The sequence below is a fragment of the Psychrobacter sp. AH5 genome (assembly GCF_040371085.1).
GTDB lineage: Bacteria > Pseudomonadota > Gammaproteobacteria > Pseudomonadales > Moraxellaceae > Psychrobacter.
This window is the reverse complement of record NZ_JAMBMT010000001.1, coordinates 1,573,251-1,598,320: the sequence shown is the minus strand read 5'-3', so window position 1 is coordinate 1,598,320 and position 25,070 is coordinate 1,573,251. Positions and strand designations below refer to the sequence as shown.

20 protein-coding genes are annotated in these 25,070 nt (G+C 43.4%); 16 read left to right on the top strand and 4 right to left on the bottom strand.

Annotated elements, in window-relative coordinates; genetic code table 11:
* The first annotated feature begins 131 nt into the window (after positions 1-131).
* The 9 genes from rlmN (at position 132) to M0N77_RS06680 (ending at position 12,332) form a co-directional block, all read left to right on the top strand.
* Complete coding sequence (rlmN, locus tag M0N77_RS06720) at positions 132-1,358, top strand: 23S rRNA (adenine(2503)-C(2))-methyltransferase RlmN (RefSeq protein WP_353104469.1); 1,227 nt, start codon at positions 132-134, stop codon at positions 1,356-1,358.
* Between the two features lie 227 nt (positions 1,359-1,585).
* Positions 1,586-2,503 carry a type IV pilus biogenesis/stability protein PilW gene (gene pilW / locus M0N77_RS06715; RefSeq protein WP_353104468.1) on the top strand — a complete coding sequence of 306 codons (918 nt, stop codon included), beginning with the start codon at positions 1,586-1,588 and terminating at the stop codon, positions 2,501-2,503.
* Entirely contained in the window at positions 2,500-3,312 is an 813-nt protein-coding gene (locus M0N77_RS06710) for a RodZ domain-containing protein (protein WP_353104467.1), read from the top strand. Before pilW ends, M0N77_RS06710 begins: the two co-directional genes overlap by 4 nt.
* 35 nt (positions 3,313-3,347) lie before the next feature.
* A complete protein-coding gene (gene ispG, locus M0N77_RS06705) occupies positions 3,348-4,463 on the top strand; it encodes a flavodoxin-dependent (E)-4-hydroxy-3-methylbut-2-enyl-diphosphate synthase (RefSeq protein WP_353104466.1) in 1,116 nt (371 codons plus the stop codon).
* 134 nt (positions 4,464-4,597) lie between these two features.
* On the top strand, positions 4,598-5,893 hold the full coding sequence (hisS, locus tag M0N77_RS06700; protein WP_353104465.1) for a histidine--tRNA ligase: 1,296 nt from the start codon (positions 4,598-4,600) through the stop codon (positions 5,891-5,893).
* Between the two features lie 97 nt (positions 5,894-5,990).
* Complete coding sequence (locus tag M0N77_RS06695; protein ID WP_353104464.1) at positions 5,991-6,815, top strand: tetratricopeptide repeat protein; 825 nt, start codon at positions 5,991-5,993, stop codon at positions 6,813-6,815.
* Between the two features lie 167 nt (positions 6,816-6,982).
* On the top strand, positions 6,983-8,188 hold the full coding sequence (gene bamB, locus M0N77_RS06690; protein ID WP_353104463.1) for an outer membrane protein assembly factor BamB: 1,206 nt from the start codon (positions 6,983-6,985) through the stop codon (positions 8,186-8,188).
* A gap of 398 nt (positions 8,189-8,586) precedes the next feature.
* On the top strand, positions 8,587-10,029 hold the full coding sequence (der, locus tag M0N77_RS06685; RefSeq protein WP_353104462.1) for a ribosome biogenesis GTPase Der: 1,443 nt from the start codon (positions 8,587-8,589) through the stop codon (positions 10,027-10,029).
* 386 nt (positions 10,030-10,415) lie between these two features.
* Complete coding sequence (locus M0N77_RS06680; RefSeq protein WP_353104461.1) at positions 10,416-12,332, top strand: HAMP domain-containing sensor histidine kinase; 1,917 nt, start codon at positions 10,416-10,418, stop codon at positions 12,330-12,332.
* A gap of 52 nt (positions 12,333-12,384) precedes the next feature.
* Here the strand turns inward: M0N77_RS06680 and M0N77_RS06675 are convergent, their stop codons facing one another.
* Together M0N77_RS06675 and M0N77_RS06670 are read right to left on the bottom strand one after the other, a co-directional pair.
* Complete coding sequence (locus M0N77_RS06675) at positions 12,385-13,551, bottom strand: D-alanyl-D-alanine carboxypeptidase family protein (RefSeq protein WP_353104460.1); 1,167 nt, start codon at positions 13,549-13,551, stop codon at positions 12,385-12,387.
* Positions 13,552-14,076: 525 nt separating this feature from the next.
* On the bottom strand, positions 14,077-14,511 hold the full coding sequence (locus M0N77_RS06670) for an MCR_0457 family protein (RefSeq protein WP_353104459.1): 435 nt from the start codon (positions 14,509-14,511) through the stop codon (positions 14,077-14,079).
* A 533-nt stretch (positions 14,512-15,044) separates the two neighbouring features.
* On the opposite strand from M0N77_RS06670, the gene M0N77_RS06665 reads away from it, so the two are divergent.
* Positions 15,045-15,836 (top strand): peptidoglycan DD-metalloendopeptidase family protein, encoded by a 792-nt coding sequence (locus M0N77_RS06665; protein WP_353104458.1) that lies wholly within the window; start codon positions 15,045-15,047, stop codon positions 15,834-15,836.
* Between the two features lie 163 nt (positions 15,837-15,999).
* On the top strand, positions 16,000-18,174 hold the full coding sequence (locus M0N77_RS06660) for an ATP-dependent helicase (protein WP_353104457.1): 2,175 nt from the start codon (positions 16,000-16,002) through the stop codon (positions 18,172-18,174).
* A 7-nt stretch (positions 18,175-18,181) separates the two neighbouring features.
* On the opposite strand, the gene M0N77_RS06655 is transcribed toward M0N77_RS06660, so the two are convergent.
* Positions 18,182-18,526 (bottom strand): multidrug efflux SMR transporter, encoded by a 345-nt coding sequence (locus tag M0N77_RS06655; RefSeq protein WP_353104456.1) that lies wholly within the window; start codon positions 18,524-18,526, stop codon positions 18,182-18,184.
* 309 nt (positions 18,527-18,835) lie between these two features.
* Between M0N77_RS06655 and M0N77_RS06650 the strand changes: the two genes are divergently transcribed.
* The 5 genes from M0N77_RS06650 (at position 18,836) to M0N77_RS06630 (ending at position 23,714) form a co-directional block, all read left to right on the top strand.
* The gene (locus M0N77_RS06650; protein ID WP_353104455.1) at positions 18,836-20,089 is read left to right on the top strand and encodes an FAD-dependent oxidoreductase; all 1,254 of its coding nucleotides are present in this window, start codon (positions 18,836-18,838) and stop codon (positions 20,087-20,089) included.
* Between the two features lie 113 nt (positions 20,090-20,202).
* Positions 20,203-20,541 carry a RidA family protein gene (locus tag M0N77_RS06645; RefSeq protein ID WP_353105588.1) on the top strand — a complete coding sequence of 113 codons (339 nt, stop codon included), beginning with the start codon at positions 20,203-20,205 and terminating at the stop codon, positions 20,539-20,541.
* A gap of 335 nt (positions 20,542-20,876) precedes the next feature.
* Positions 20,877-21,368 (top strand): hypothetical protein, encoded by a 492-nt coding sequence (locus M0N77_RS06640; RefSeq protein ID WP_353104454.1) that lies wholly within the window; start codon positions 20,877-20,879, stop codon positions 21,366-21,368.
* Between the two features lie 204 nt (positions 21,369-21,572).
* Positions 21,573-22,001, top strand: a complete 429-nt coding sequence (locus M0N77_RS06635; RefSeq protein WP_353104453.1) for a tetratricopeptide repeat protein — start codon at positions 21,573-21,575, stop codon at positions 21,999-22,001.
* Between the two features lie 186 nt (positions 22,002-22,187).
* A complete protein-coding gene (locus M0N77_RS06630) occupies positions 22,188-23,714 on the top strand; it encodes an acetyl-CoA hydrolase/transferase family protein (RefSeq protein ID WP_353104452.1) in 1,527 nt (508 codons plus the stop codon).
* Positions 23,715-23,832: 118 nt separating this feature from the next.
* Here the strand turns inward: M0N77_RS06630 and M0N77_RS06625 are convergent, their stop codons facing one another.
* Complete coding sequence (locus tag M0N77_RS06625; protein ID WP_353104451.1) at positions 23,833-25,038, bottom strand: glycerate kinase; 1,206 nt, start codon at positions 25,036-25,038, stop codon at positions 23,833-23,835.
* Positions 25,039-25,070: the final 32 nt, after the last annotated feature.

Below are 25,070 nucleotides of genomic sequence, written 5' to 3'. Positions count from 1 at the left end.
CCTTTTTATCAATGCTTTAGTTTTTGATCCATAAAATTGATTGCTATTGATGATGACCGCGCTCATAGCGGATTGCTCATGCTTCACAATACTGCATTGCTGTTTTAGCTTATGCAACAAGGTTATTTATTATGTCAGTGCATCAAACGTCTAATCCGTCAGCTCCTCTTAAAACCAATTTATTAGGCATGACACAGTCGCAGCTTAGCGATTATTTCAAAAGTATCGGCGAGAAGCCTTTTCGGGCGACCCAAGTCATTAAGTGGATTTATCAGCACGGCGTCACTGATTTTGAGCAGATGACCAACCTTAGTAAAGGCTTACGTGATAAGTTGTCAGCTAATGCTTGTGTCACTGCGCCTAAAGTCGTTCATCGTCAATATAGCGATGATGGCACGCGCAAATGGGTGTTTGAAGTCACCGGCGGCTCCTTAGTTGAGACGGTGCTTATTCCAGCTGATGATAGTAAGATCGATGGCCGTAAGACACTTTGTATCTCCTCGCAAGTGGGCTGCGCGCTTGATTGCAGTTTTTGTAGTACGGGCAAACAAGGCTTTGAGCGCGACTTAACCGCTGCTGAGATTTTAGGTCAATTATGGGTCGCTAACGCTTCTTATATGAGTGATGACAATGACAGTTTAGCCCATGTTGATCATAGCTTGTGGGAAAATAAAGTCACTAACGTGGTGATGATGGGTATGGGCGAGCCGCTACTGAACTATGAGCCTGTGGTCAGCTCGATGCAGCTGATGCTAAGCGATCATGCGTACGGCTTATCTAAGCGCCGCGTGACGTTATCGACCTCAGGGGTAGTGCCTAAGATGTATCAGCTGGCCAAAGATATCGATGTGGCGCTCGCGATCTCTTTGCATGCGCCTAATGATGAGCTGCGCGATGAGCTAGTACCTATTAATAAAAAGTATCCTTTAAGCGAGCTGATGGCAGCTGCCAGAAACTACGTGTTCGATATCAATCCGCGTCACAAAAAGCACGTCACTATTGAGTATGTGATGCTCGATGGTGTTAACGATAGCGATGTCCATGCTCGTCAATTGGTGGCGCTACTAGGCGATTTGCCTAGCAAAATTAACTTGATTCCCTTCAACCCTTTTCCGCACGCAGATTATGGCAAATCAAGCAACAACCGCATCCATGCCTTTAGTGATATCTTAAGTCAGGCCGGTTTTGTCTGTACTATCCGTCAAACGCGCGGTGATGATATCGATGCCGCTTGTGGTCAGCTAGTAGGGCAAGTGGCTGATCGTACGCGCCGCTCAGCTAAATGGCAGCAAAGTATCAAAGATAGAAGCGCCCAGAAGGTGATTATCAAGGACAGCCCTTTTAAAGATAAGGCTTAGATACAATAATAGCCTAAGCAAAATTAGAGATATTTTAGAAATCTGATTAACATACTGATAGAAAGTTTTAGCTTTTGAAAACGGTTATATCGTTATCTAGAGAGATCAAGTAAGACTAAGTCGCAACTTAACTGTACTTAATGCCGCTAAATCCATTACACTAAAGCCTTTTTAACTCGCCCTGTGTCATAAATGCTGGTGCTAGTAAAACCAAGGATTTGGATGCTATGAATGACGCTAATACTAGTAAATTGAGATATTTGTCTATGAAAAAAAGACAGTCTATAACTAATAAGCTGCTCATAAACCAGCGATTGGTTATAGCAAGTAGCTTGATAGTTTTACTATTAACAGCCTGTCAAAGTACTACTAACCCTGATTTGACGGGCAGTACTCGTTATCAAAGTCCAAATAGCGAAAATAGTAATAAAAAGAGCGATAAACAAGAAGTGGCCCGAGTCAGAACCTCACTTGCAGCGCAGTATATTCGTAAAAACGAGCTTGATGCTGCGCAGCGCCAACTCGAAAAAGCTTTTGCTGCCAATAGCCGATATGCGCCCGCCTATGATATGATGGGCGTTTTATTACAGCAAGAGGGTAGCCGCCTTAATCTTGAAAAAGCGGATGAATATTTCAAAAAGGCGATCGCCCTGGACGCGGACTTTGAGCAAGCTCGTAATAACTATGGCGTTTATTTATCACAGATGAAACGCTATAGCGAGGCGGCCGCGCAGTTTGAGATTGCCGGTTCTGCATTAGGTTATGAGGGCCGTATTGGTGCTCTTGAAAACCTAGGTCGCACTTATTTGCAACTAGGCGATAATGCCGCTGCCGCTAAGGCTTTTTTGCGTGCCTTAGAGGGCAATCGCAATAGTTTAATCGCTCATATCGAACTGGTTGATTTATTACTAGAACAAAATCGTGTACAGCAAGCCCAGCGCTTGTACGATGAAACTTTAATATTGGTACAGGGGCAGGGAGTCAGTCCGCGTTTGATGTTACAAGGTATCAAACTAGCCGCTGCACAAAACGATATCAAACAGCGCCAGCAATTATCGCGTCAGTTATTATCCGCTTATCCATTAAGCATCGAGGCAAAACAACTTAAGATTTGGCTAAACAATCCAGAGGCACCATGGCAATGACCGAACCATCACTAAATACCCAACTTAATGCGCAAAAATCATTTGGTGCCATGTTGCAGCAAGCCCGTAAAGAGAAACAGGTCAGTATTGAGACTGCGGCAGCTGAGCTTTTTATTCTCAAGCGTCACCTTGAGGCGCTTGAAAACGAAAATTTTGCCGAATTACCACAAGTGGCTTTTGCTCGCGGTTTTGCTATTAATTATGCCAAATACTTACAGCTAGATCCCAATAGCGTTGCTAATGCTTTTGATATGGCTTATCCCAATGAGCTAAAAGCGCGTTCAGCTACGAATGCTGAGTCGCTACTGCGACCTATGGGTACTTTGCAGCGTGATACGACCAGTCGTATTCGCTTCAACCCTTTGTTGATATTTGGCGTGATTGCGCTGATTATCCTAGCGGTATTTTTGTTTCGTATGGTGAGTAATGCCAGTCAAGACGTAGATGAAACCACGCCGGTAGCAGAGGATATTAGCTCCATTGAACAAGCGCAAGGCGCGGCAATCATTACAGAAAATGACGGCGTTGGGGCTTCTGGTTCAGCAATTAATTTAGGCGGTGAAGTGCAAAGTAGTGCTACTTTAGAGGTTAAACTTACCGATGCAGTCGATGTCGATATCACAGACGCCTCGGGCAATAGTTTGATGAATGGTGAGCAGACCAAAGGCAACTATACGCTAATAGGGACACCGCCATTTAGTATCCAAATTGATGATGTTGATAATGTCAGCTTAGTCCTCAATCAACAAACTGTAGCTCTTGATCAGTACTCAGCAGGCAATCGCGCTATATTTGAGCTTGCGCCATAAACTTTTAATATTTTTACTTATGTAAAGGATTTTGTATGTCAACGTCAACGCCTATTCATCGCCGTGTTACTAAAAAAATATATGTAGGTGATGTGGCCGTTGGTGGCGATGCGCCGATCAGTGTGCAGAGTATGACCAATACCGATACTTGTGATGTGGCCGCCACCGTCGCCCAAATCGAGCGCTGCGTAGAAGCGGGTGCGGACTTGATGCGCGTCTCTACTCCAACTATGGATACGGTAAAAGCTTTTGGCGAGATTCGTAAATTGGTCAGCGTACCGCTTATTGCTGATGTGCATTTTGATCATAAAATTGCCTTAGCAGTAGCGGCGGCTGGTGCTGATTGTCTGCGTATTAACCCAGGTAATATTGGTAGTGATGCTAAGGTTCGTGAAGTAGTAGCCTGTGCCCGTGATTACAATATTCCTATTCGTATCGGCGTTAATGCTGGATCTTTAGAAAAAGATATTCAGCGCAAATATACTGAGCCCACGGGCGAGGCGATGCTCGAATCTGCAATGCGTCATATCGATATTTTAGATCGGCTTAATTTTGATCAATACAAAGTATCCGTCAAAGCCAGTAACGTATTTTTGACCTTAGATGCTTATCGCTTGATATCGGCGCAGATTGATAATCCCTTGCATTTAGGAGTGACAGAAGCGGGCGTTTATCGCACGGGCGCGGTCAAATCTGCTATTGCTTTAGGCGGTTTGTTGCTTGATGGTATTGGTGATACTATTCGCATCTCTTTGGCCGCTGAGCCGGAAGAGGAGATTAAGATCGGTTTTGATATTCTAAAATCACTCAATATTCGCTCCAATGGCGTAAACTTCATCGCTTGTCCTAGCTGCTCGCGTCAAGAGTTTGACGTTATTAAAGTGATGACGGCTTTAGAGTCGCGTTTAGAGGATCTACGTGAACCAATGAATTTGTCGGTTATTGGTTGTAAAGTAAATGGTCCAGGTGAGGCTAAAGAAGCCGATATCGGTATCGTTGGTGCGTCTCCTAAATCGTTAGTTTATCGAATGGGCGAGAAGAGTCATCTAATCGATACCGATAATTTAGTGGATGAGATTGAGCAGATGGTGCGCGCTCACGCTGAAGAATTAGCCAAATCACGTGAGAATGAAATCATTCGAGTTAGATAGTTGTTAATAAAACAGTCGTTAACTAAACAGTGTCGTTATTAAAATAATATTGGCAAGACTTATTTGCCAGAGTGCTTAGCATAAAAATCACCTTTATAAATAACCGTCTTAAAGTTTGAGGATAGAAGCGTACCATGATCAAAGCTATTAAAGGGTTTAATGATATCTTGCCAAGCCAGTCAGCGCAGTGGCTGCAATTGGAGGCAGTATTAGCTAATATTTTGGGTCGCTACGGTTATGAGCATATACGCTTACCTATCGTTGAGCAGACCGATCTATTTGCCCGTGCTATTGGCGGTGCGACCGACATTGTTGAAAAAGAGATGTATAGCTTTGCCGATAAGTCAGAGCCACCAACGCCTTTAACGCTGCGCCCTGAAGGTACTGCAGGAGCGGTAAGGGCGGTTATCGAGCATAATCTACTGCGCGGTGATACGCCCAAAGTGTGGTACATGGGGCCGATGTTTCGCTATGAGCGTCCACAAAAAGGTCGCTATCGTCAGTTTCATCAATTAGGCGTTGAGAGCTTTGGTAGCCCGCTACCTGATGCTGATGCTGAGCTGATTGCTATGACCCACCTGATGTGGCAACAGCTTAATCTCAAAGATGAGATGCGCTTACAGCTTAATAGCTTAGGCGAGCTTGATGAGCGTCAGGCTTATCGCGAGGCGCTAGTTAGCTATTTGACCGATAAGCAAGAAGAGCTTGATGAAGATAGCAAGCGCCGCTTAACGACAAACCCTTTACGTATTTTAGATAGTAAAGAAGCTAGCACACAAGCGCTGCTTGCTGATGCTCCTAAACTTGCTGATTTTTTGGGTGAGGAGAGTGTCGCGCACTTTGAGCAAGTACAAGCGTATTTGACAGCATTGGGCATCGATTTTGAGATCAACCCACATCTAGTACGGGGCCTTGATTATTATAACAAAACCGTATTTGAATGGGTGACCGATAAGCTTGGTAGCCAAGCTACGGTTTGTGCCGGTGGCCGCTATGATGGTCTTATTGGTCAATTAAAATCTATCGGCGCAGATAACGATAAACCGGTGAAGTCTGAGCCAGCGGTTGGTTTTGCTATGGGTCTTGAGCGCTTATTATTGCTTATCGAAGCCGTCGCGCCTTTTGAGCAAACCTCAGCTTGTGATGTATTTGTAGTAGCGCATCCGGATGTCTATGGCGCGGGTATGGCTTATGCTCAAAACCTTCGTTATAAGCGTCCTGATCTGCGTATTAAGATGGCGAGTGCCACTAGCCTAAAAGCACAAATGAAAAAGGCGGACAAATCAGGCGCGGCATTGACGGTTATTTTGGCTCAGCAAGAGCTTGAGGATCATACTGTTAGCATTAAAAACATGCAGACAGGTGAGCAAACTACCGCTGCTCAAGAATGGCTGTTAGATGCCGCTAACTTTTCAATCAAATCGTCATAAAACCAGCGAGCCTAAATAAAGCGTTCCCCTTTTGGGGGTAATGCTTGTAGCGTTATAAAATAAGCATTCATTATAAATCTCAATCAGGTAATTACCCATGGCTTTGAATCCTAGTTCGCCAAATTCAGACAATTCGATGCAAGCGCTTAAGCAATACGGCGGCAATATTGTGACGATTATTTTGCTTGCGTTAGCGGGTTATTTTGGTTGGACTTATTGGCAAAATAACCATGCGCGTGTCGATACGGTAGCCGCCGATCAGTATGCCGATATCCAGTTATTGAATGAACAAGTGAGTTTAGCAGCTCAAAACCCAGATCTAGAAGCTGAGGCATTAACGGCACTGGATGCAAGCCGTACTCAGCTCAATAGTGATATCGACAGCTTAGTTAGCGCTCATCGCGAGTCTATTTATGCTTGGCAGGCGCTAATGCTAAAATCACGCTTGCAAGCGGATAGTGATGACTTTGCCGCCGCCGCCGATAGCCTAAAACAGGCTTTAGCTATCGAGCTTGACGACGCTGGACTCAAAGCGATAACGCGTTTACGTTATGCGCAAGTATTACTAGCTGCCGGGGAGGTGGAGGCTGCTTTGTCTGAAGCCAAAAGTGATTTGCCTAGCTCGTTTGAAGCCAGTCAACAAGAGTTATTGGGCGATATTTATCAAGCGCAAAATAATAATGATGCAGCCATCAAGGCCTATAATAATGCGTGGAAATTATTAAGCGCTCGTAATGAGCCGCGTGCAGTGTTGGCATTAAAAATGGAGAGCCTAGGTCTATATCCTGAACCTATAGAAGCGCAAACTAGCCTTATTGAACAACCTGCTAGTCCTGAGAGCAGCGCTCAAGCATTAGCCACGAGCGATGTTAGTGTTAGCGAGATTAACAATAGCAACGAGGCTGCACAACAAGCGCAGTAAAGTCATCGTATAATCTCTTTATTTTTGTAGTTTTATCAGATTTGGGTGTTTTGTAGTTGATACCTTTATCATTTATATCTATATTTATACCCGTAGCAAAGTATAGTGATGGCTGGGCAACGACCGACAGCCAATTTATTGACCGTTAATTTTGTAGTGAGAATATAATGACCCGATTTGTTCAGGCAAGCCAGACTACCAAGCACAGTACTATAAAAAAGACTGTCATGCAGGTGGCAGTAGTAGCGTTAATGGCTACCGCTGCCGTAGGCTGTAATCGTGGTATCAAGCCGGTGGTCAATGATCCTGTCAAACTAGTACAAATTGCACAGCCTATTAGTGTGCTTCAGCCTGTATTTAGTGTCGATACTGGTAAGGGAGCGGGCAAAAAAGATCCTCTAGATTTGCAAGTAGGCTACGATAACGGTCAAATAGTAGTGGCGAGTCGCGGTGGTAATCTAAGCGGCTTTGATAGTACCGGACAGCGCTTATGGTCATTCGATGTCGGTGAAGAGATCACCGGCGGCGTGGCTTTAGATGCTTTTAGTCAGACGGCCATAGTCAGTACTCGTAGCGGACAGGTTATAGCTTTTGATAGTACCACCGGTGCTAAGCGTTGGCAAAAACAGTTATCCGCTTCGGTGTTGACACCGGCGCTTGTTACTAGCAACCGCGTTATTTTATCAGCGACTGATGGCTTTTTGCATGGTCTATCGCTACAAAACGGTCAGTCGGTTTGGCAGTTTTCTACTAGAGTGCCCACGATCAGTGTGCGCGGCGCCGCTGAGCCAACATTATTAGATGATAAGACTGCTCTATTAGCTACGGCTGATGGTCGTTTGCATGCTATTACGGTCGATGATGGCTTGCCACAGTGGTCACGCCGTATCGGTATCGGTACGGGTAGTAGTGAAGTTGAGCGCATGAGCGATGTCGATGGTATGCCTATCGTTGATAATAATCAGCTGTTTGCTATTAGCTACAGCGGTCAGCTACTAGGTATCGATTTAGCCTCTCGAGAAGTGATGTTTGTCAATGAATTGGCTAGCCTCAAATCGTTAGCGGTCAATAACCAGCAAGTTATCGCTACAAGCTTAGAGGGCAAAGTCGTCGCCTATAACCGTAGCACTGGTGAGATACTGTGGGAGAGTGATGAGCTTGCTTATCGTCAACTTACCAATCCGGTGATGATCGGCAATTATATCGCGGTTGGTGATTTGGAAGGGGTGGTGCATCTATTCAATCCAGCCTCAGGTGCTATCGTCAGCCGCGTAGAGACCAAAGGCGCTTTGAGTAGCCTAAAAGTTGTTGGTAATCGTTTGATGACTCAAAGTAAGGCCGGTCAAGTGGCCATTTGGCAACTGCCGCGCTAGCCATCATTAGCCGCTAGCTATAGGTGGCTTGATTATACTGGTTCGATATAAAGACGATAGCTATCTTACGCTATAATATAAGGTAGCTACTGTATTGAGTAACGGCTATAAAACCACTAATAGACACCAATAGACTTATCTTTAGTAAACGCTGCCAGTTCAGCGTTTCATGCTTTTTATTAAAGCTTGTTTAAAACGGTGAATTCACGTACCCTTGCGCGCTTGTCTTTAGACGATTGCTAATTTAGTGCTGGCTACTGGCTATGACAGCCTAAAGTATCGTCATCAAGGCCAACCTCACTGCTATTATTATTTATCATCATTTATTTAGGTCTAGGATAGTTGGTAGCCTATTGCTATCATTATTATCTGTTACGGACTATTATTGAGAGTAACCCATGAGTATCAAGCCTGTAGTGGCTTTAATCGGTCGCCCAAATGTAGGTAAATCTACCTTATTTAATCAATTCACCAAAAGCCGTCAAGCGCTAGTAGCGGACTTGTCTGGGCTGACGCGTGATCGTCAATATGGCGATGCGGTGTATGAAGGTAAAGCCTTTATCGTGGTAGACACCGGCGGTATAGGTGAAGCGGATGATGGCAGCGGCAATATTGATGACTATATGTCTGAGCAGTCGCACACCGCTATTCATGAAGCGGATATTATTGTCTTTGTGGTGGATGCACGAGCGGGTATGATTGGCGCTGATGCTGAGATTGGTAAGTTTTTGCATACCTTAGGCAAGCCTGTCTATGTGGTGGCTAACAAAGTCGATGGCGTCCATGATTCAGCGCCGGCTGAGTTTTATGCGTTGGGGTTAGGCGAGCCTTTCCCGATGGCGGCCAGTCACGGGCGCGGCGTAGGCAACTTGCTAGAAGTCATTACCGCCGATATGCCAGAGCAAGAAAATATCCAAGAGCCAAATGGCCTAAAGCTGGCGATTATCGGTCGCCCTAATGTTGGCAAGTCAACGCTAGTGAACCGATTACTTGGTGAAGATAGAGTAGTGGTGTTTGATATGCCCGGCACCACTCGAGATAGTATTTATATTCCGTATCAGCGCGAGGGCAGAGATTATGTATTGATCGATACAGCTGGAGTGCGCCGCCGCGGTAAAATCGATGAAAAGGTCGAGAAATTCTCAGTCATCAAAACTTTGCAAGCTATCGAAGACTCAAACGTGACGGTGATTGTCATTGACGCGCAAGAAGGTATCGTTGATCAAGATCTGCACATGATTGGTTATGCGTTAGATGCAGGACGCGCTTTAGTGGTCGCGATCAATAAGTGGGATGGTTTAAGCGTTGAGCAAAAAGACTATATCAAAATTGAGATGGATCGCCGCTTTAACTTCATTCCTTACGTTAAGGTGCACCTGATATCAGCTTTACATGGTACCGGCGTGGGTAATCTTTATCCGTCCATTCTAAAGGCCTATAAATCCTCGATGTTTGAGGTCTCAACCAATCGCTTAACACAGATTTTGCAAGATGCCGTCGCCGCCAATCCGCCGCCAACGGTAGCGGGTCGCCGTATTAAGCTGCGTTACGCGCACATCGGTGGTCACAATCCGCCGGTAATTGTGATTCATGGTAATCAGACCGGCTCACTACCTAAGAGCTATCAGCGCTACCTTGAAAACCAATTTCGTCAAGTGTTCAAGCTTGAGGGTACACCGCTTAATGTCGTTTTTAAGCTCAATGAAAACCCTTATGCCAATAAGAGCGATACGCCAACCAAAGCCAAGGCTCAGCAGCTAAAACAGCGCGAGCGTAACCGCGCGCATAAGTATACCTCACGCGATAAAAAAAGTGACAAGCGCAGCGACAAAAAACGCTAATAGTTATCTCTTTAGGGTTAGAAGCTATCTATTGTGAAAAGCTGTGAAAAGCTACTAGAGTCGATAGAGGCATTTATTGACTCTAAAAAATATCAGTAAAGGCAAGGAATCATTCGTATTCCTTGCCTTTTTATTTTATAGTAGGGCTTTGCTTCTACTCCTGTGTTGATGGCGATGTTTAGTTATTGTCAATAATGTCGTTACATCACTGATCTAGCTTTTTAGTCCTACCATTAGTCATATAACTTCAAGCGCTGCTACTTTAAGTCGATAATATGAGCAACCTATTCTCAACCTCTTTTGCTAGCTTTATTAGGCGATTGATTGTTCCAACCTTTTTAGTGGTCTTTATCATTATCTGTGGTTGGTCTATAGTGTATGGTTTTGTGCAATATTATAAACAGCAGCGCTCACATGTGCAGCAGCTCTCAAAGTTACTAGTGAATAGTGCCTCAACGGTAGATGGCGCCAGGCTAGTTGCTAGGCAGATTAATGTACTATTAGATAATAACCCGGCCTTAAGTAACATAACTTTTTATTCCTCTGATTCTCCTATATTGGCAGTGGATGCCAACGATATTAACGATACCAATGAAACTAACGATATTAATAATATCGAGCGCAATAATCGCGATTGGTATAAAGCTCTATTTGCCGATAGTATTAGTTTTAATAGAGCGGTAACTAGCCGTTATTTGGGCAGTAGTCATTATTATAATGCTGCACAATTAGCAGCTATTGATAATCAAAGTCGCAACACCGAGAGCGCTAATGCTCAAGAAGCTGAGCCCTTGGGCGCGCAACAAGTATTGATTGGTTATATCAATATTAGCCTAGATATAAAACAACTACGTTTGCAGTGGTTATCTCAAAATTATTTGCTGTTATTGGGTATTTTTTTGGTTAGCATTGCTAGTTTATTTTATCTGCTGCGTCGTCTAAAAGGCGCAACTAAAGAGATAGCTGAGCTACCAAAAGTGTGCCAAATAGTAGTAAGCAATCCCGACATTGAGCAATTACCCGTTATTCAGCAGCATTTTAAACTTACAGAGCTGACAGCTATTCGTCTGGCTTTGGTAGGTTTATTTGAGCAGCTAAAAAAACACCAACAACAGCTTGAGGCGTTAGCGGTATTTGAGCAGCAGTTATACAATAAGGACTTGTCTTTAAACGTACAGCGCAACAACTTTCAGAGCATGATCACTCATGAGTTAAAAACCTCATTAAATGCTATCTCTGGCGGTTTGCAATTACTTGATAATTACTATCTGAGTATGGAGCAAAAAGATACTTTAGCTATTATCAATAAAGGTAGCCAGCATTTAGAGGCGACCATTGAGCGTATCATTCAGCTTAATAAAATAGAGAAAGGGCAGATCAGTATCAATCTTAGGGTGTTTAATCCGCTACAGCTACTCTCAGAGCTAATAGCTGAATTTGAAGCAGCCGCTAAACAAAAAGATTTGGAGCTTATTAGTCGTATTTATCATATAGATTATGAGCTTGAAGGCGACGCTAATAAAATAAAACAGATCTTGAGAGCTTTGATTGAAAACGCTATTAAATTCACTGAAAGTGGCCAGATTATTATTGAATCGCAATTGACTCATTTTAATAAAAGTATTCGCTGGGAGATTAAAGTAAGCGATACCGGTATAGGTATTGATAAGAGGTATCTAAAAGACATTTTTGAACCCTTTTTTCAGATAGATCCAAGTCGGACGCGTGATTATGAAGGGGCTGGAGTGGGCTTACCAGTGATTAGCCAAATAGCGCAGTTATTAGGAGCCTCTATTGAAGTTACTAGCGAGCTTGAGGTAGGGAGTCAGTTCACTATCATTTTACCGCTACAAAACGCTTATCAGAATAATTCTCACTACTCTGACTCCCAGTATTCTAATCTGCAGTACTCTAGTCTTCAGTATTCTAAAAAACCGCTTTCTGCTCTAACTATTATTTATTATCATAATGAAAAAATGGGCGTGATAGCTGACCGATTGCAAGCTTTGGGCGCAAGAGTTATGGCTAAGCAGCACGAGTTTGCAGTCTTACAAGAGCTTGAAGCGTCGAAAGTCGATATAGTTATGATTGCTCAAGAGCTATTACCAAAACAAGCCGCTCATCTAGCCAAATTAATTCGTGCAAAAGAAACAAGCTACCGAGTACTAATCATTTATTGGTATCCTGCGCACCAAGAGCGGTTTTTGGAGAATTTTGAATATTTGCTTAAAGCGGCAGGAGTAGACTATTGCTATGCTGCAACTCAAGATAGTAGGACTCTTTATCATCTATTAAAAAAATAATAAAAAAGGCCAAGCATAAATGCCTGGCCTGTTAGTCTGGACTATCTAACCACTAAAACAAGTTTTGTGCCCAGCGTACTACGTGCTCCCACATACGACTGAAAAAACCGGATTGAGCGACATCATTGGTAGCGATGATAGGCACCGAGGCGACTGCTTTACCATCGATTACCGCCATCATTTTGCCGATTTCTTGACCTTTAGTGATAGGCGCTTGTAAATTCTCAGGAATATCGACTACCGTAGTGATTTTATTCTTTTGCGTTTTGGTGGTGAGTATTTGTAGGTTATCAGCTGTAGCAAGCTCAACCTCTTCTGCTTCACCAAACCAAACCGGCACTTTGCTGACAAATTGTCCAGCAGGCGCTTTGGTGACCGTAGTAAAATGACCATAGCCCCAGTTGAGCAGCTCACGAGACTGATCAGCACGCGCTTGCTGACTCTCAGTGCCCATAATTACAGAGATCAGACGCATACCATCGCGATTACTTGAGGCTACTAAGCAGTAACCTGCCGCATCGGTATGACCTGTTTTTAGACCATCAACAGTTGAGTCAGTGGCTAATAAGGCATTACGGTTCCCTTGCGTGATGCCATTATAGGTAAACTCTTTTTCAGCGTATAAACTATAGTAATCACCGCTGTTTTTGATGATAGCGCGGGCAAGCTTAGCCAAATCAAGTGCTGATGCTCGGTGGCTCTCAGCTGGCATGCCGGTTGGATTGACAAAATTAGTATTCTCCATACCTAATTTTTTGGCTTGCTCATTCATCAAAATGGCAAACGAGGCCTCAGAGCCTGCGATATGCTCAGCCATAGCTGTTGAAGCATCGTTTCCGGATTGAATGATAATACCGCGTAGCATATCGATAACACTAGCTGTCTGATTGACAGGAACATACATGCACGATTGACTACTAGTACCGCGGCACCAAGCATTCTCACTCATCAAAACCTGTTCATCTTCCTTTAGATCTCCTGAGGCCAAACGTTGTTCGATGATATAACTGGTCATCATTTTGGTTAGTGAGGCCGGCGGGAGAGGCTGATTGGCATTTTTTTGAGCCAAGATCTCACCCGTATTGTAATCCATCAATACATAAGCCGTATTGTCCATCTCAGGTGGCTGAATAGCGCCGCTAGCGGCTACTGCACCCAATGAGACGCTAACACCAATCACTAGCTGTACAAGCTGTTTTTTTACACGCTTAACTGTCATAAATTGTTACACCACATCATGAATCTAAAGACATCTACTAACCGCATTAGTAATACTAAAGAGTTAAATAATTACTAATTTTAATAGATATAAAATGAACACCTATCTCAAATACCTGTTTAGATATGACAAATAAGTACGATAAATTTGAAGTCATCCGCTCACTGCTGATCGTTTTTACAATCACCGTATAAGTGATTATTTCCTAAAACTAGCTTAATCAAAACGGCTAGTGAGCTTACTCATTAACGCTAGCAAGAATAATCTAAAAAGGCTTAGTCATCAATAGCTAAGCACACGATTGACGAAATTTATAGTCCTTGAAAGCAACAAAAGTCAGTTGGGTTACTCTTAGAGCCTATAAAAGCTTAGTAAGTGTTAGATCAGCACTTTATCGCTAATAATCCTTTGCACAAAAAAGCTTGCCATGCTGCTCTTAGATAAGAATAGCGATAGCAAGCTGTTATAATTACTTTATACGAGTATTACTTTTTAAGCCTTAATGACACGACTTACCAAGCCAATCTACAAAGCAGCATTGGCTAGATCTTCACAAAGCGCTTTATTTTCACTTTTTGAGAATTTCATAGTCCAGCTACGAATGCCTTGTAAAATTTGGCGATAATCTTGCTGAGTAGATAAGTATTGAATCGCCGCTTTAGGGTCTTCTAATGAGGGCATCAGCTCATGCAATTGCACATTATAAGACTTATAAAAACGCTGTTTTTGGTTGCCATAGAGCATAGGCGGACAGATCTCTGACAATACTTGCATCACTGCAATCTCGTGCTTGGTAATATTCATGCCCGACATATCTAAGGGAATAGTAGTGGCTACATTATCTGCTGCTTGGCTAACTTGGGATAACATCGCAGCGGACATGATTAGACCTGCAATGCCAATTTTAGAGGCCGTTTTTTTGGCAACAAAAAAGGTAGATAAAATCAAATTATTATTCATCCGGTATCACGCTCGCTTAACATTATTGAGTGGTCTTATGGTAATAGGAAAAGCTTAAAATGTCACATAAAATATCGGCCAATGTGTAGATGTATTGTGACCTGAGAGCCAATCACAGCAACATAACGGTAGTATATTTATCTACGTTACTCTATCATTAACCAATAGCGTAATATTGTTACATCACCTCAATGATATAACCCTGCTAGTAGTAGGTATTATAACCTAATACTTTGACTTCACTGCAAAAAAGGTTGGACAGCTCGTTCAAAGATACTAAAAAAAGCGAGAAAGAAGCGAAAAAGAAGCGAAATTAAAACCTTTAAAATTCTCTAAGAAACAGCTTTTAGTAACGGTGTTGCTAGTGCGCAGAGAATGGCTCAAAGGATAGGTTTATTACCAGTGATAAAGCGGCTAGCGAATCGATTTGACATCCTCTTGATAAAGCCTTAGTTTATCGTTCTATACTAGCGCGTGTCGTAACTGTATTTTATAGCATCTCCATGAGTCGAATGAACTATAGGAAAACTCGTATGAAAACCCTCACTCTCAAATCGCCGCTAACAGCTGCTTTTATTGGCTCTTTGAGCATAGCTATGCTTACTGTGTCAGGCTGTGCCACCAAGCCTACCTACCAAAATAATAATGTCTCAGGCCCTCAAATTGTTACCAATAATCAAGGCGTGCCTAATTATCATCTAGTCAAACGCGGCGATACCGTGAGCCAAATCGCTGAGCGCTATCGCTTAAATTATCGCCAAATTGGCGCGCTCAATAATCTTGATAGCAAATATACCATCTACACCGGACAATGGCTAAAGCTGTGGCAAGGAAATCAAGCGGCTAGCACTACTACTTATAATGCCAATAATCGCCCGCCGGTTAACACCCGCCCAACCTATACGCCTAGCCCTGCGCCAACGCCAGCCCCTGTTTATCAAAATACTGCCAACTCTACCTCAGGCTATCAGTATCCTACCCAAAACCAAGTCATCCGTAATTTTGATAGCACTACCGGCAATATGGGAATGTGGTTCGCTGGCCGTGAGGGCGATCCGGTACTAGCCAGCCAAAGCGGCACTGTTCTGTATTCTGGCAATGGCCTAGCCGAATACGGCAACTTGATTATGATTCGCCACAGTGATAATTACATTACCGCTTACGCGCATAACAGTCAGCTGTTGGTAGCAGAGGGCGAGCAGGTGCAGACGGGTCAACGTATCGCCACGATGGGCAGCACCGGTCAAACTCAGCAAGTGGCGCTGGAGTTCCAAGTTCGTCTCAATGGCAATCCTATCGATCCTCGTGCAGTATTAGGCCGTTAAGATCTAAACCTCTAAATCCTGCCAATTGTGATTGTTGTTAGCGCTGGTCATTGATACTATTAATGGCCAGTTTTTTTATATCGAACATCTTTTGTTATCAAGCAAAAAGTATAAATCGAATACTATAAATTCAAAGCCATCAAGCCAAAGGTTATCGCTCCTAATGTCAGCTACCGTTTTTAATACTGAATCCTACCAATATCCCCAAAACTTCGCTGATATCAAGCCCAAACTTGAGCGCTTGCAACTGGCTATCAAAAAGCTTGAGGCTAATTTGATTGACGCTGATGACAATGTGTTAAAGCCGCGTTTGCGTGCAGAGTTAGGTCTAAAAGTCGATTATGCTCGTGAGCTAAATCCTAATCAATTGCTGGCTGCGACCACTATCGCAGGTAAAGCTTTAGTCATCGCCGGCGCAGGTTCGGGTAAAACTAAAACCTTAACTTATCGCACCAGCTATCTATTAGAGAACGGCGTGGCGCCCAAACAAATATTGCTACTAACCTTTACTCGTAAAGCTGCTAATGAGATAAAAAGTCGCGCCAAAACCCTGCTTGTCGATACCTTATCTGAGGATGAGTTAGCAGAAGATACTTTACCGACCAGCAAAATGCTCAATGATATTACTAGCGGCACTTTTCATTCGTTCTGTAATCGGCTACTGCGGCAGTACTCAGGCCTACTCGGTATTAATCCGCGCTTTACTATTTTGGATACCGGGGATAGCGAGGACGCTATAGATCTTATTTTCAAAGAAAAAAAGTATCCGGCTCAGACTAAGAAACAAGCCTTTCCGCGCAAACGTACTTTGCAAAATATATTCTCTACTTCTAGAAATCGCCGCATTGCTATCAAAGACTTAGTTGAGGATAGCTATCCTGATATCGCCATTCATATTCCTATTATCGAGCAGCTAGCTATTGATTTTCATGAGTATAAACGCGCCAACCACCTATATGATTTTGATGATATCATCAGTCAAGTGGTGCGTCATCTAAAAACCAATGACAAGTTCCGTCAGCTCTTGCAGGACAATTATCGCTATGTGATGGTGGATGAGTATCAAGATACTAATATTCCGCAAAAGCAGCTCATTGATCTGATCTGTGCTCCTGCTTCAGTATCCTTAATGGTGGTAGGTGATGACAATCAAAGCATCTACGCCTTTCGCGGCGCTAATTATGAAAACATCTTACTGTTTGGTGAGACTTATCCTGAAGCGAGCTTGATTAAGCTTGAGCAAAACTATCGTAGTACGCCGGCTATTTTGGACTACATCAATGCTTTATCTAAGCAAATCACTCTAGGCTATCAAAAGCAGCTCTATTCGAACGCGACTATCACAGGCGATAAGCCTGTCTTTAGCCGGGGCAGCGACGAGACCCGCGAAGCCAAAGATATCGCCGATAAAGTCGTTGAACACAAAGCCGACTATGATTATAACGACTTTGCGGTGCTATGCCGAACCTCATTTCAATCTAACTATGTACAGCTAGAGTTTATGGAGCGCGGCATTCCTTTTATCGTCGTTGGCGGTATTAAGTTTATTGAGCGCCGCCATGTCAAAGACGTACTCGCCTTTGTCAAAATCCTTTATAACCCCAATGATACTATCGCTTGGCATCGAATTTTAACGCTGTTTAAGGGGGTAGGGGCGGTCACCGCTACGCGCTTAACGCAAGCGATCAATAGCGATGACAACTCGTTTGAGCCGCTGTTACTGCCCAAGTTTAGTAAAAAAAGTCCGCAGCTTGCGCCGCTGCATAGCACCTTGAGCAAAGCGCAACAAGCTCAGTCAGTTGAAACTATCATTGAGCTGATCCTTGATTTTTATATTCCTATCCTAAAAACAGTTGAGGAGAACTGGCGCGAGCGCAGTGAAGACTTTCGCGTCCTCAAAAACTTAGCGACTGAGTATGGCAGTCTCGATGACTTTTTAGAAAACCTAGCACTTGATCCACCCAATGATTCAGTGGCAGCAATGGACACGCCCGAAGATGATAATAATGACAAAGTCACTATCTCGACCATTCATAGCGCTAAGGGACTTGAATGGCCGATAGTGTTTGTCAACTCACTAGTCGATGGCATGACCCCGCACTATCGCTCCTTAGATGATTTTGAGGAGTTAGAAGAAGAGCGTAAGCTGTTCTACGTCGCTTGTAGCCGTGCGAAAAATAAGCTGTACTTGACCGCGCCTGATTATTTTGCCAGCTACTCAGGCTACTTCGATAAGCCTTCAAGGTTTATTGCCGAGTTGCCAGCGGATAAGGTTGAGGTTAAGTCAGCGAAAAAAGGTTTAGCAAGACTGGCAAGCGCCGATCCGGTTTGGTGGTGAAAAAGTCCTAATGTCCCACCGTTTTTGAGAATACATTAATCACAATAACTCCGCTGATAATCAAAGCGATGCCAATAATCGCCGGTATATCGATGCTTTGCTTAAAAATAACAAAGCCAATCATAGCGGTTAGAATAATACCCACGCCGCCCCAAATAGCATAGGCAATACCTAAGGGAATAGTCTTGATGGTTTGTGATAAAAAATAAAACGAGCCAATATAAAGTACTGCCATAAAGAGCGTCGGCACTAAGCGCGTAAACTGCTCAGATTTGACCAAAAAAGTCGTGCCCAAGACTTCAAAAATAATAGCTAACATCAAAAAGCTATAGCCGACTAAGATAGGACTCAAAGCGCATACTCCAATATAATCATGACAAGGGTAAATTTAAGGCGTCTATCATAAACTCTTATATACTGGCTAGCTAGGATAACCCTGTTACTAAGTGCTAAGCACTAAATGGCCAGTACTAGCATATTTTTTATAAAAATAAAAAGCGCTTTCAATAACTTATAACTAAAAGTATTTTAGCCAAAATTTATTATTAATAAGTGCTTTAATCTTCGCTATAATGCGTTACCATAACCCCTTAAAGTGCTCTGGGTTATTTATCTTATCATTCTACAAACTCTATTTCTCCTCCTACTTTAAGGGTATGTTATGCGTTATGACGTTATAGTTATTGGTGCGGGCATGGTCGGCACCTCAATTGCTTGGCATCTACAAAAAAACAATGCTAAGGTGCTGATGCTAGATCGTAAGCTGCCGGGTCTTGAGACCTCTTATGGTAATGCAGGCCTCATTCAACGAGAAGCCATTCATACGCATCCGTTTCCGCGTCAGATCACTGAGATGGTGAGAGTGCTGCCCAATCAAGGCACTGATATTCGCTACCGAGTTCCTGCTATTCTGCGTTATCACCAAGCGCTATTGCAGTACTGGAAATTCTCATCGCCCGCTTCAGTCAAGCAGATAGAAAGTGAGTGGCAGACCTTGATTGCTCATTGTACTAGCGAGCATCAAACCATGATTGAGGCCTCAGGCGCTGATGAGCTGATCACTCGTGATGGCTGGCTACAATTGCACCGCTCAAAAGAGACGCTACAGACGGCTATCGAGACGGCGATAAAAGATCGCGAACAGGGCGTTGAGCATAGAGTATTAAGCTTGGATGAATTAAAAGCCTTAGAGCCCAATGCTAATTTTGATGGTTTCGTTGGCGCTATCCATTGGCTAAACTCTTGGCAAGTGTCAAACCCAAGCTCTTTGGTCAAAGCTTATGCCAAAAACTTTGAGCAGATGGATGGTACGATAGTAGAGAGTAATGTGACTAAGATTGAGCCTGAAGAGGGTCAGGGCTGGAAGGTGGTTACCGATAGCGAGACTTATTATAGTGATAAGCTAGTTATTGCCGCCGGTCCTTGGTCCAATGAGCTGATCAAACCGCTTGGTTATGATCTGCCGTTATTCCCGATGCGCGGCTATCATCAGCATTTTAAAGTGCATGACAAAAACACCATTCATCACAGTATGTTTGATATGGATAAAGGGTTTGTGATGGGGCCCATGCAGCAAGGTATTCGTATCACTACCGGTGCTGAGATGACCACGATGAACGCGCCCAAGAACTTTGGGCAGTTAAATACCGTGCTAAAACTTGCACGCAAAATATTACCATTAGAAGACGCAGTAGAGAGCGAAGCTTGGGCCGGCTCGCGTCCTTGTATGCCGGATATGAAGCCGGTCATTGGTCCTGCTGGCAAGCATGACAAGCTATGGTTCGCTTTTGGTCACAGTCATCAAGGCTTCACGCTAGGCCCGGTCACTGGTCGCCTCATTGAAGAGCTGATTCATGATAAGCCGCTAATGGTCGATGTTGAGCCGTTTAATGCGCAGCGTTTCTCTAAAAAATAAGACTGGTTTTGCCGCTATCTTTTAGTTTGTAATGCTCTAAGATAGCGGCTTTCACGTTTTAGCTGTTTTTAATGATTGCGTAATAAAATTCTATAAAGTAAGGATAGATAATGATTAAAAAGCTACATAGCACTCAGCGCATGAGTAAAACCGTTATTTATAATAAAACCATTTATCTGTGCGGGCAAGTAGGTAACGCAGAAGACGATATCAAAGCGCAAACTTTGACTTGTCTTGAGAAGATCCAAACACTATTAGAAGAAGTCGGTAGCGATAAATCAAAGCTATTATCGATGACCGTTTGGGTAAAAGATATGGCCGACTTTGCAGCGATGAATGAGGTTTATGATGCTTGGTTTGAAGGTATCGAGCCCCCTGCGCGCGCTTGCGGGGAGTCGGCACTCGCGCGTCCTGAGCTACTTGTTGAGATGATCGCTATCGCTGCTGAGTAAACAGCCATTGTCAACGAGTCACAAAGCAGATAATGGTTGCAGATCTTAAAAGTTTTGGTGGTGTTTTAAAAAGTATGCTGGCGATAAAAGTCAATAAGAAATCTATGCTAAGTTCTCTGATTCTATAGGGCTTTCAAGGCTTCAAAAATTGTTCAAATTTTAATCAGCATACTTTTTGACACACCACCAAAGTTTTTAGTGCTAAATAATCTTATTTAAGGCTCGTTTATTGTTTTGATTTGCGTTATGCTGTTAACCATATTATATATTTTTATATTATATTTAATATGAGCTAGTAGTAATAATCCTAAATATAAGCCTTAATGGAGAAGACGATGAAAAAGATGCTGACCGCTTTATTAGCAGTAGGCGCAACCTCGTTGATGATTGGTTGTAGCGCTAGCAATGCCATGGTGCAAAAACCTCAAGCTGCCCCTGTAGTGAAAGACCCGGTAGCTAAGTCATCGGTGCTATTTAATGTGACCTCAGAGGATCCCCAAGTGCAGCTGATGTCTATGGTATTGACTATGCAATCAGCAAAACAAGGGGCAGATACTCGAGTATTACTCTGCGGTAAAGCGGGTGATATGGCACTGCGTGATGCACCAGCAAGCGCCACTACTGGTCAGCCCCCTTTTAATATGAGTCCACAAGGCCTTATGAAAGCGGTGATGGAGAATAGTAATACTAAGGTTGAAGTCTGCGCGATTTATCTGCCGGGTAAAGGGCTTGATCCCTCAGCACTGATTGAGGGCGTTGGCACTGCAGACCCCTCAGATATTGCTGAGCTGATCACTGATCTTACAACAAAAGTGGTTAGCTTTTAGATAATAGCGCTGACAGCGATAAAGACTTATCATAATAACAAGGGCAAGGTATAAACAATCTTGTCCTTTTTGCTGGCTTCTCATTTTTATTAACCGGGTTATAAACGTCACAATAAGTATCTCAATATCGTGTTTTAAGTTATACTTCTTTATTTGCTCATAAGCTCTCATTAATAAAAAGCTCTTGTCTATAAAGGTAATACCATGATTAATACCAAAATTTATAAGGCTATTTATATCTTAGCCGAAGAGCTACTTGAGGCTGACCGTATAGGCGATCAAGCCGCTTTTGATAAATTGTATGGCGACTTGCAAGCGATTTGTACCGATAATGAAAATAGCGATAAAGATCATCCCGAGCAGTGGGAGACTTTGGCAGATTTTACCGAAGATCTGGACCAAGCGTTAGTAATTTATGAAAAAGCATTAGCCAAAGCGGCCGCTATCAATTCAAAAGATCATCTAGCCTCTATCGCTTTTTCTATGGCGGTACTACAAATTGAGCTAGCTCAGACGGATGCGGCGATAAAAAGCTTAGAAAATGCAAAAATATCAGCAAATAAGATCGAAGATAAGGAATTTAAGGTTGAAATAGACGAATTGCTTGCTAAACTATTGGCACAGAAAATATAAGGTAAGCGTAATAGTCAAAGTAATAATCAGGCTACTTTGTTTTATGCCAGCTAGTAGTTGCTGTTTATATTTTATGATGTAGTGGTTTGACAGACGAGATGAGGTTGTATTATATACCTCTTCTCAACAGGCCCTTATTGCTCAAATAGGGGTTAACATTAATAAGGAAGTTATTAGGATAAAAATATGAGCTCAAACAACCATGAACAACGCGTACAACACGAAGGTTTACGTGAAAAGATTATGTCTGCTGAAGAGGCGGCCTCATTTGTAAAAAACGGTATGACTCTTGGTATTGCAGGGTTTACCGGTGCAGGCTATCCTAAATTCGTACCAACGGCTATTGCTAATCGCGCAAAAGCGGCTCACGCGAATGGCGAAGAATTTAGCATCGGTATGCTAACAGGTGCCTCAACTGCTCATGACTGTGATGGCGTATTGGCAGAAGCAAACTGTGTTAATTTCCGTGCTCCTTTCCAGTCTGATCCAGTAATGCGTAACAATATTAACGCCGGTCAAACCGATTATGTTGATATGCATTTATCACATTTTGAGCAGCAAGTACGCTTTGGTTTTTATGGTGATATGGACATCGCCTTGATTGAAGCGACCGCTATTACGTCTGAAGGAAAAATCATTCCTTCAATGGGTATCGGCACCAATAATCAGTGGCTCAAATCTGCCAAAAAAGTCATCATTGAAGTCAATGCGCGTCAAAATATGATGTTAGAGAACATGCATGACATTCCAGAAGACATGGGCGAGCCGCCGCATCGTCAGCCGATTCCTATCGTTGAGTCTGCTAACCGTATTGGTACGCCGTACTTAGAGTGTGATCTTGATAAGATTATCGGTATCGTCATGACTGACGCGCCTGATCGCAATAGTAAATTCGCTGATCCTGATGAAAATTCAAAAACCATCGCTTCACAAATCATTGAGTTTTTGGATCATGAAGTCAAACAAGGCCGTTTGCCTAAAAACTTACTACCGCTACAATCTGGCGTTGGTAACGTGGCAAATGCGGTGTTAATGGGTCTTCAAGATAGCCCGTTTGATAACTTGATGGGTTATACCGAAGTTCTGCAAGATGGTATGCTTGATCTAGTGCTAAGCGGTAAGATGACCTCAGCATCTGCCACGGCATTATCGTTCAGTCCTGATGCGCTACAACGCTTTAATGATAATATTGAGTTTTTGCGTAACAAGCTGATCCTGCGTCCCCAAGAGTATACCAATCATCCAGAAGTGATTCGCCGTTTAGGTATTATCGCGATGAATGCGATGATTGAAGCGGACATCTATGGTAACGTCAACTCAACCCACATCATGGGTACGAAGATGATGAATGGTATCGGTGGTTCTGGCGACTTTACCCGTAACTCGCATTTCTCATTTTTTGTGAGCCCATCAACCGCGAAAGGCGGCGCGATCTCAGCCATCGTACCTATGGTCTCGCATCACGACCATACTGAGCATGATGTGATGTTCTTGGTGACTGAGCAAGGCTTTGCTGATCTGCGTGGTAAGTCGCCGCGTCAGCGTGCCCAGCTGATTATCGATAAGTGCGCGCATCCTGATTATCGTCCTATGCTCCAAGACTACTATGACCGCGCTCAAAAAGCAGGATCTCTGCACACGCCGCATATCTTGACAGAAGCCTTGTCATGGCATCAGCGTTTCGTCGAAACTGGTGATATGCGTATTAAATAAGCGCAAAAAGCTTAGTCCTAATTCGCTCAGTTTATGACAATGCCCCTTAGCTATTATCTAGTTAAGGGGTATTTTTTATGAAAATATGGTTGAGATCAATACGAGTCTATTATTTAGGCTATAGTTTAGGAGCTTTATTACTGAGCTGTTGACCTAGGCGTAGCGCTGCTGCCAAGTTTGCGGCAGTGGTTTCGATATTATCGTAGCCGTTTTTTAGTACTTCATCGATAGTGCTAAGCTTTTGAATACTAGGCAGAATTACCGCAAAATCTTGGTTTTGAGCCGCGTTTAAAGCAGAGGCGCTTTTGGGCCGATCAACCGCGCCGCAAATAGCGATCACAGGTTTTTGCTGAGCTTTCGCCAGCTTGTGGATAGCGCCTGCCACTTTACCCATCGTGGTTTGCGCGTCAAGCTTGCCCTCTCCTGTGATAATTAAATCAGCTTTAGCAATATGCGCAGCAAGATCAGTTGCCTTAGCGACAATATCAAATCCAGATTGCAACTCTGCATTTAAAAAAGCCATTAAGGCAAACCCCAGTCCGCCCGCAGCGCCTGCACCTGCAGTATTGTGATAGTTTTTATGAGCATTGCCTTGCGCGTTTTGAGCTATAAAAATATCGGCAAAATGCGCTAACGCTTTATCTAAGATCTTAACTTGCTGCTTATCAGCGCCTTTTTGCGGGCCAAAAATGTTGCTGGCACCATTGCTACCGTATAAAGGATTGGTTACATCACAAGCCACTCTAAAAGCCGTTGTTTCTTGCGATAAGATTTGTTTAATGTTTGCGTGCATAGTCGAGCTATCTATTCGCTGCAAATTGGCTAGTTGCGATCCGCCTGGCGCTAATTCATTATTATCGCTATCATAAAACCTGATACCCAACGCGGTTAACATACCAAGCCCCGCGTCATTGGTGGCGCTGCCGCCAAGGCCAATGATAAAACGCTGTGCCCCGTTAGCTAAAGCAGCTAAGATCAGCTCGCCGACGCCATAACTACTGGTGATTAAAGGGTTACGCTCGGCGTCTGTCAATAAAGCCAACCCGCACGCTGCAGCGATTTCTATCACAGCGGTGTTATCAGCTAACAGCAGATATTTGGCCGTAATAGGCCGCATCAGCGGATCGTGGACGGTGGCTGTCATCCAGCGTCCTTTAAGCGCGTAGGATATGACGCTTGTAGTGCCTTCGCCGCCGTCTGCCATCGGCAGTAGCGTATAATTCGCCTCTGCAAAAACTTGTCTAAACCCTGACTCAATAGCGCGGCAAACGTCTATAGCATCAAGGCTTTCTTTAAAAGAGTCGGGTGCGATTAAGATATTCATTGAGAGCTCTTTTATCATATAAAGGTAAAGGT

What these genes read in the sequence shown, in the direction of transcription:
- M0N77_RS06630 (WP_353104452.1), top strand. Translation starts at nt 22,188, where the DNA reads ATGAGCTCAAACAACCATGAACAACGCGTACAACACGAAGGTTTACGT.
- M0N77_RS06665 (WP_353104458.1), top strand. Translation starts at nt 15,045, where the DNA reads ATGAAAACCCTCACTCTCAAATCGCCGCTAACAGCTGCTTTTATTGGC.
- M0N77_RS06695 (WP_353104464.1), top strand. Translation starts at nt 5,991, where the DNA reads ATGGCTTTGAATCCTAGTTCGCCAAATTCAGACAATTCGATGCAAGCG.
- rlmN (WP_353104469.1), top strand. Translation starts at nt 132, where the DNA reads ATGTCAGTGCATCAAACGTCTAATCCGTCAGCTCCTCTTAAAACCAAT.
- M0N77_RS06660 (WP_353104457.1), top strand. Translation starts at nt 16,000, where the DNA reads ATGTCAGCTACCGTTTTTAATACTGAATCCTACCAATATCCCCAAAAC.
- M0N77_RS06650 (WP_353104455.1), top strand. Translation starts at nt 18,836, where the DNA reads ATGCGTTATGACGTTATAGTTATTGGTGCGGGCATGGTCGGCACCTCA.
- M0N77_RS06675 (WP_353104460.1), bottom strand. Translation starts at nt 13,551, where the DNA reads ATGACAGTTAAGCGTGTAAAAAAACAGCTTGTACAGCTAGTGATTGGT.
- hisS (WP_353104465.1), top strand. Translation starts at nt 4,598, where the DNA reads ATGATCAAAGCTATTAAAGGGTTTAATGATATCTTGCCAAGCCAGTCA.
- M0N77_RS06640 (WP_353104454.1), top strand. Translation starts at nt 20,877, where the DNA reads ATGAAAAAGATGCTGACCGCTTTATTAGCAGTAGGCGCAACCTCGTTG.
- ispG (WP_353104466.1), top strand. Translation starts at nt 3,348, where the DNA reads ATGTCAACGTCAACGCCTATTCATCGCCGTGTTACTAAAAAAATATAT.
- der (WP_353104462.1), top strand. Translation starts at nt 8,587, where the DNA reads ATGAGTATCAAGCCTGTAGTGGCTTTAATCGGTCGCCCAAATGTAGGT.
- M0N77_RS06670 (WP_353104459.1), bottom strand. Translation starts at nt 14,511, where the DNA reads ATGAATAATAATTTGATTTTATCTACCTTTTTTGTTGCCAAAAAAACG.
- M0N77_RS06635 (WP_353104453.1), top strand. Translation starts at nt 21,573, where the DNA reads ATGATTAATACCAAAATTTATAAGGCTATTTATATCTTAGCCGAAGAG.
- M0N77_RS06625 (WP_353104451.1), bottom strand. Translation starts at nt 25,038, where the DNA reads ATGAATATCTTAATCGCACCCGACTCTTTTAAAGAAAGCCTTGATGCT.
- bamB (WP_353104463.1), top strand. Translation starts at nt 6,983, where the DNA reads ATGACCCGATTTGTTCAGGCAAGCCAGACTACCAAGCACAGTACTATA.
- pilW (WP_353104468.1), top strand. Translation starts at nt 1,586, where the DNA reads ATGAATGACGCTAATACTAGTAAATTGAGATATTTGTCTATGAAAAAA.
- M0N77_RS06710 (WP_353104467.1), top strand. Translation starts at nt 2,500, where the DNA reads ATGACCGAACCATCACTAAATACCCAACTTAATGCGCAAAAATCATTT.